The organism is Allofournierella sp., from assembly GCF_017889395.1.
In the GTDB taxonomy this organism is placed as follows: Bacteria; Bacillota; Clostridia; order Oscillospirales; family Ruminococcaceae; genus Allofournierella.
The window spans coordinates 1-6,872 of sequence record NZ_JAGHKE010000107.1 but is presented as its reverse complement, the minus strand read 5'-3'; the positions used below and the strand labels follow the sequence as shown (position 1 = coordinate 6,872).

At 63.5% G+C, this 6,872-nt stretch carries 6 protein-coding genes and 1 pseudogene; 2 read left to right on the top strand and 5 right to left on the bottom strand.

Translation table 11 applies throughout. The features are described 5' to 3' along the window. The 5 genes from J7G73_RS11870 to J7G73_RS11850 all read right to left on the bottom strand — a co-directional run. The coding region (locus tag J7G73_RS11870) for a Maf family protein (protein WP_291246402.1) at positions 1 to 137 on the bottom strand (137 nt) is incomplete at its 3' end. Positions 138 to 224: 87 nt separating this feature from the next. Next, positions 225 to 470: a DUF4321 domain-containing protein gene (locus tag J7G73_RS11865; RefSeq protein WP_291246401.1), complete on the bottom strand. Its 246-nt coding sequence runs from the start codon at positions 468 to 470 to the stop codon at positions 225 to 227. A 25-nt stretch (positions 471 to 495) separates the two neighbouring features. Then, complete coding sequence (gene dut / locus J7G73_RS11860) at positions 496 to 936, bottom strand: dUTP diphosphatase (RefSeq protein WP_291246400.1); 441 nt, start codon at positions 934 to 936, stop codon at positions 496 to 498. Between the two features lie 74 nt (positions 937 to 1,010). After that, complete coding sequence (locus tag J7G73_RS11855; RefSeq protein ID WP_291246399.1) at positions 1,011 to 3,047, bottom strand: U32 family peptidase; 2,037 nt, start codon at positions 3,045 to 3,047, stop codon at positions 1,011 to 1,013. After that, positions 3,037 to 3,483, bottom strand: a complete 447-nt coding sequence (locus tag J7G73_RS11850; protein WP_087295277.1) for a cell division protein ZapA — start codon at positions 3,481 to 3,483, stop codon at positions 3,037 to 3,039. The genes J7G73_RS11855 and J7G73_RS11850 overlap by 11 nt, the downstream gene beginning before the upstream one ends. A gap of 415 nt (positions 3,484 to 3,898) precedes the next feature. Between J7G73_RS11850 and J7G73_RS11845 the strand changes: the two genes are divergently transcribed. After that, positions 3,899 to 6,304: a glycogen/starch/alpha-glucan phosphorylase gene (locus tag J7G73_RS11845; protein WP_291246398.1), complete on the top strand. Its 2,406-nt coding sequence runs from the start codon at positions 3,899 to 3,901 to the stop codon at positions 6,302 to 6,304. Between the two features lie 329 nt (positions 6,305 to 6,633). Further along, positions 6,634 to 6,872, top strand: a pseudogene (locus J7G73_RS11840) (glycoside hydrolase family 13 protein); the annotation flags it as partial.

The following is a 6,872-nucleotide window of genomic DNA, read 5'->3' as shown; positions in this document are numbered from 1 at the left end:
GCCAGGGCGGTCTCGGCGGGGGTGGGGGCGGTGATGGCGGACTCGTCCACCTCACTGGTGATGACGGAAAACTCCGGGCAGATCATGGAAAGCAGCTCCTTACGGCGGGGGCTGCCGGATGCGAGGACCAATGACATAACGATTTTCTCCTTTGGTTTATTTCAAGTCAGAACGATTTTTTCACAAAAAAGCCCGGGAACCCCCCGGGCGCACCGGGGCGGAGCTCAGATCTCCACCCGGCGATAGACAAAGATGGCCAGCGCCAGCGTGAGCACCTGGGCGGCGCTCAGCTCCAGCACGAAATCCAGATTCAGGCGCAGCACGCTCAGGTCCAGCTGGGGCGCAAAGCGCAGGGCCTTGGAATAGGCCAGCCAGGACAGGCCGGGCACTCCGGCGCAGACCTGAGCCAGCAGGCCCCCGGCGATGACCCCCGCCAGCAGGCAGAAGCACAAAAACAGGGCGTTTTTCATGGTGTTTGTTCCCCTCTTCCCCGGCTTACAGGCGGCCGGTGGAGCCGAAGCCCCCCTCGCCCCGGTCGGTCTCGTCCAGGCTCTGAGCCTGCACAAAGGCGGCCTGGGCCACCGGCAGGATCATCAGCTGGGCCACCCGCTCGCCGGGCTCCACGGTCACCGGCTCCTCGCCCAAATTCACCACGCCGACGCCGATCTCGCCCCGGTAGTCGGAGTCAATGACCCCCACCCCGTTGGACAAAGTCAGCCCCCGCTTCACCGCAAGGCCGCTGCGGGCGCAGAGCAGGGCCACCCACTGGGGGCCGGGCAGCTGCACCGCCACGCCGGTGGGAATGATGGCCCGCTGGCCGGGAGCCAGGGTGAGGGGCGCATCCAGAGCGGCGCACAGGTCCGCCGCCGCCGCGCCGGGGGTGGCATAGGCCGGGGCCTTGGCCCCCGGCCGGGTAAGGATGTATGGGATCTCCATGGGAAGAGCATTTCCTTTCTGTTGAAGCATTGCTTTATTTTACTTTTTGTTATTTTGAAAGGGCAGTCCCGGCTTTACTGTGCGGGCTTATAGTACAAACCCCGGGTGAACTCGCCGGGCCAGGCCTCGCCCTTGCGGTACCGGTCGATGACCTTTGCCGCCTGCTCCTTCGACTCGATGGTGAACAGCAGCACACCCGCATCGGCGGGGACCTCTCCGGTCCGATCGCCCAGATAGAGGGGCACCGGGTTGTACACCTGACGCACACCGCCGCCGCAGCGCACCGGGAAGTGCTTGTTCTTGCGGTCGGTCAGCTCGCCCTTTTTGCCGCAGTGGGCGCAGTCGGTCACATTCTGCAGCGGGCAGGCCCGGGTGAGCATCAGGGGCATGTGGCCGTAGACCAGCGCCCAGGTGGGCACGCCGGGGGCAATGGCCGTCATCTCGTTGAAGGGCACCTCGGGCAGCAGGGTCATGGCCCGCAGGCCCATGGCCTTGTAAGTATCCGCGGCCAGGCGGTTGGTAATGTTCAGCCCGAAACCGCCGTAGAGGGGCAGGCCCTTCGCCAGCTTGAAGTGGGCGATGTTCTGGGCCAGATACCCGGCAAAGCCCGCGTTTTTCGTGGCCTCGATGGCCTTGGCCACCGCGGGCTCCATGGCCCCGAACATGGCCCGGGGCAGCTCCAGCACGGTTTTCGCCCGCAGATTTGCGGGAACCTGCTCCGCCTCGAACACCGGAACGATCAGCCCGGCCAGCTCTTCGGCGTTTTCCGGCACCTGCTCCCAGTGCTCGAACCGGCCCCAGAGGGGCAGCTTTGCGGGCAGGGGGTGCCGCTGGGCGGCGGGCAGGGGCAGACGGTGGAAGGCCCAGGGCTTCAGGGCGCTGCGCTTTTTGAGCAGGCTTTCCAGCGCGGCCCGGCGCACCTCGTTCCACTCGCTGCCCGGCAGATAGCCCGGCTCGCCCTCAATGGTCAGGCTCTCCAGATAGAAGGGCGTGCCGCCGGTCTTGCCCAGCGCCCGCTCGATGGCGCCCCGCTGGTCCTTCTCCGCCTTCTGGGGGGCGCTTTGGGTGTAGGCGATGGCGGTGTTGCCCTCGCCGTCGGCGGCGGTGAGCTTGCAGCCCTCCTCCTCGCAGAGCAGGGTGAAGCGCACCGGCACCCGGGGCATCTCCCGGCGGTACAGCTCCCGCAGCGCGGGCATCACCGCCTTGCTGGCGGCGCTGTCCTCGGCGGTACGCACCCCGAACATGCTCCCGTTGATCTTGCCCTCAATATACCCGTTGGTAAAACCGGAACGAGAAAATACATCCTGTAATACTTTTTCGTCGTAGGGCTGGCCCGCCAGCGAATTGCGGCAGGCGTTCACCGCCGCGGCCACGTACTCGGGCCCCCGCAGCCGTCCCTCGATCTTGGCGCTCACCACACCGGCGGCGGCCAGCGCGGGCAGACTGCCCACGGCGGAAAGGTCCTTCAAACTCAGATGACAGGCCCCGGAGCCGTCCGCCGCAAAGGGCAGGCGGCAGGGTCCGGCGCAGCCGCCCCGGTTGCCGCTGCGTCCGCCCAGAAAGGCGCTCATGTAGCACTGGCCAGAAACGCTCATGCACAGCGCGCCGTGCACGAACACCTCCACCTCGATGGGGCAGTTTTTGGCGATGTGTTCAATCTCCGAAAGGCTCAGCTCGCGGGCCAGAATCACCCGGGAGAAGCCCAGCGCGGCCAGCTCCAGCGCGCCTTCCAGCGTGTGCACGCTCATCTGGGTAGAGCCGTGGATGGGCAGGTCCGGAGCCATACGGCGGGCAAGCGCCGCCACCGCCAGGTCCTGCAGAATCACCGCGTCGGCACCGGCGGCGCACACGTCGGCTAGCGCGTCGCACAGGGCCTCCAGCTCCGCCGGGTGGGCGGTGGTGTTGATGGCCACATACACCTTCACCCCGCGGCCGTGGCAGAAGCTCACCGCCTGGCGCAGCTCGTGTGCATCAAAGTTTCCGGCGGTGCGCCGGGCGCTGAACCGCTTCAGGCCCAGATACACCGCGTTGGCCCCGCTGTAGACGGCGGCGGTGAGCGCCTCCATATTGCCCGCGGGGGCAAGGATCTCCATGGGTGCGTTACTGTTCATTGCTCTCCTCGCTGACGGCGGTTTCCTCACCGGCGGCGGCCTCCTCGGCCTTTTCCAGCAGGGCGGCCTGCTCGGCAGCAGCTTGGGCGGCGGCCGCCTGCTGGGCCTTCAGGGCGTTCAGCTCGGCGGTCAGCTTCTCCACCTGACGGCGGGCGTTCTCGGCCTCCAGCTTGGCCTTGGCGGCGTCCTCCAGATAATCCTTGATCTGGGCGCGCATGTTGTCGGTGCTGGAGGCGTTCTTGTTCAGCTCATCCAGATAGCTCAGCGCGCTGATCACCGCACTGGCGGCCACGCTGGCGCTGGGGTTCTGGGTCATGATCTCGGTCATGTCCGTGTCCAGCCGCTCGGCCAGCTGGTTCACATATTCCTCGGAATCGGTGGTGGATACGATATAGTTGGACCCGCAGATGGTCAGTTTCACTTTGGTAACCGGCATAATTCAATCCCTCTTCTTTCACAAAACTCCGCGCCAGGCGCGAAGCATAGTCACAAGGCGGCGGCACGCATCCGGCGCAGCCCGCCGCCTTGAATCTTATTATAGTATAAAGCACCCCCACAGAAAACCCCTTTTTTTGCCGCATCCTGTCTTTTTGCCCGCCGGGAAGGGGCATATGCTTACCGGAAACGTATTTTTTCTTGAAACGGGCCGGATAAATTGGTAAAATAAAAAGGCAGTCCCGTGCTGTCTCTGTTGCCTGAATGCCACGGTACTGCTCACAGTGTGCAGCCCTGCTGCCAGGCCGCCCGGCCCCGGGACCCCCAGAACGGGAGCGCCCCGCCCGCCGGAATTCCCCCTTTGACCCTTAGTTTTTTGGCAGCGATTTACTTTTACCGACAGGAGTGGAGAAACGTTGACGAAATACACCAAGAAAGAGTTTGAGAAGCTGCTCAAGGAGCGGCTGAACACGGAATACGGCACCACGCTGGACGTGGCCAGCAACCAGCAGATCTACCGTGCGCTGGCCATCATCGCCCGCCGGCTGATGAGCGCCCAGCACAAAAAGTTCCAGAGCCGCGCCTACGGCACCGGCGCAAAGCAGGTGTACTACCTGTGCATGGAGTTTCTGATGGGCCGCAGCCTGAAGACCAGCCTGTTCAACCTGGGCCTGAACGAAGTGGCTGAGGCGGTGCTGTCCGACGCGGGCATCAAGATGGAGAGCATCTACGAGGAAGAGCCGGATGCAGGCCTGGGCAACGGCGGTCTGGGCCGTCTGGCCGCCTGCTATCTGGACGGCATGGCCACCACCGGCATCTCCGGCACCGGCTATTCCATCCTGTACGAGTACGGCATCTTCAAGCAGAAGATCGTGGACGGCTGGCAGCAGGAAAAGGCCGACAACTGGCTACCCGGCGGTCAGGTCTGGCTGAAGAGCCACCCCGACCAGAGCATCGAGATCAAGTTCGACGGCGACATTGAGGAAAGCTGGGAGGGCAGCTACCATCATGTGACCCACCGTCATTACAACAGCGTCATCGCCGTGCCCAGCGACATGTACGTGCAGGGCTACGACGGACAGGGCGTTGCCAAGCTGCGCCTGTGGCAGGCCAAGGCCCCCGATTTCGACATGAACAGCTTCAACGCCGGCGAGTACGGCAGCGCCATCTCCAAGAACGCCTCCGCCGAGCTGATCAGCAAGATCCTTTACCCCAACGACAACCACCGCGAGGGCAAGATCCTGCGCCTGCGCCAGCAGTACTTCCTGTCCGCCGCCTCCATCGGCGACATCTGCCAGAATCATCTGTCCCAGTGGGGCAGCCTGGACACCCTGCCCGAGAAGGCGGCCATCCAGCTGAACGACACCCATCCCACCCTGGCCATCCCCGAGCTGATGCGCATCCTGCTGGACGAGTGCGGCTACGACTGGGATAAGGCCTTCGACATCTGCCAGCGCACCTTCGCCTACACCAACCACACCGTCATGAGCGAGGCGCTGGAGAAGTGGAACCTGGACATCTTCCGTTCCACCCTGCCCCGCATCTACTCCATCGTGGAGGAGATGGACCGCCGCTGCCGCGCCGACTTCGAAAAGGCCTTCCCCGGCGACTGGGGCAAGATCAACTACATGGCCATCCTGGGCGACAATCAGGTTCGCATGGCCAACATCTGCTGCTATGTCTGCCACTCCATCAACGGCGTGTCCAAGCTGCACAGCCAGATCATCAAGGACAGTGTCTTCCACGACTACTACCTGTATAAGCCCCAGGCCTTCAAGAACGTGACCAACGGCATCGCCTACCGCCGCTGGCTGCTGGCCTCCAACCCCGGCCTCACCAAGCTGCTGAGCGAGACCATCGGCGAGGGCTTCAAGCACGACGCTTCCCAGCTGGCAAAGCTGAACGCCTTTAAGGACGACAAGACTGTTCTCAAGGCTCTGGAGGATGTGAAGAAGGCCAACAAGGCGGAGTTTGCCTCCTATCTGGAGAAGACCACCGGTCAGGTGATCGACCCCGCCTCCATCTTCGACTGCCAGGTCAAGCGCATGCACGAGTACAAGCGCCAGCACCTGAACGCGCTGAACATCGCCGCCCAGTACCTGTACCTGAAGGATCATCCCAATGCGGAGTTCGCCCCCAAGACCTACATCTTCGGCGCGAAGGCTGCCCCCGGCTACTACATGGCCAAGCAGATGATCCGCCTGATCTGCAAGCTGGGCGCTCTGATCGACGCCGACCCCGCCGTGCGCGAGAAGCTGCGCGTGGTCTACCTGGAGGACTACAATGTGTCCCTGTCCGAGCGTCTGATGCCCGCCAGCGAGGTGAGCGAACAGATCAGCCTGGCAGGCACCGAGGCCTCCGGCACCGGCAACATGAAGTTCATGCTGAACGGCGCCATCACCCTGGGCACCCTGGACGGCGCCAACGTTGAGATCGCCGCCGCCGCGGGCAAGGAGAACGAGATCATCTTCGGTATGCTCACCGAGGAAGTGAACCAGATGAAGGCCACCGGCTACCATCCCAGCATGTTCATCAACAGCGACGAGGTTGCCATGGAGGTGCTGAACTTCCTGGAGAAGGGCTGGAACGGCGAAAGCTTCCACGAGGTGGTCAACAACCTGCGCACCAGCGACCCCTACATGGTCATGGCCGACTTCAAGGACTACCGCCGCGCCCAGGCCGACGTGCAGAAGCTGTACGCCGACCGCACCCGCTGGAACCAGATGAGCCTGGCCAACATTGCCAACAGCGGCGTATTCAGCGCCGACCGTTCCGTGATGGACTACGCCCGCGACATCTGGGGCGCGCATCCCGTAAAGTAATTTTTTTAGGGCACCACCGCACAATTCACGCCTGTCGGCTCAGGCGGCGTATCGCGCCAAAATTTTCCGTGGAATTTTCCCAAAATGCTCGCGGGGCCTCAAAGGCTTGCCTGCGCTTTTGGGTTCATTCCGCAAAAAATTTTCCGGCGCGCTCCACCACCTGGAATTATGCGGTGCCGCCCTTACTGTTTTCTTCTCTTTGATTTCCGGGCAGTCTCTGCGGCTGCCCCTTCGCCCCGGGCGCCGGACAGTCCGGCCCCGGGGCCTTTTCCTGTTCGATATCCGTTTTTCCCGGCGGCTGCCGGCATCTTTGTTCTGGGAGTGTTTGTGTGGATCAGTTATACAACAGCTTTGACCCGGCCTATAAAACCCCCTTCGGCGCGGTGAAAACCGGCCAGCAGGTCACCTTCCGGCTCACCATCCCCTACGATTACGGATTCGTGCGCCCACACCTGGTGCTCATCCGGGACGGCGGCGAGCCGGTGCATCACGCCATGGCCTTCGACGGCTGCGAGGAGGGCATCAACCGCTTCTCGCTGACCCTTTCGCTGAGCCGGGCCGGGCTGCA

Excerpts from the sequence above, each read along its gene's own strand:
- J7G73_RS11855 (WP_291246399.1), bottom strand. The coding sequence starts at position 3,047 with ATGAACAGTAACGCACCCATGGAGATCCTTGCCCCCGCGGGCAATATG.
- J7G73_RS11865 (WP_291246401.1), bottom strand. The coding sequence starts at position 470 with ATGAAAAACGCCCTGTTTTTGTGCTTCTGCCTGCTGGCGGGGGTCATC.
- dut (WP_291246400.1), bottom strand. The coding sequence starts at position 936 with ATGGAGATCCCATACATCCTTACCCGGCCGGGGGCCAAGGCCCCGGCC.
- J7G73_RS11850 (WP_087295277.1), bottom strand. The coding sequence starts at position 3,483 with ATGCCGGTTACCAAAGTGAAACTGACCATCTGCGGGTCCAACTATATC.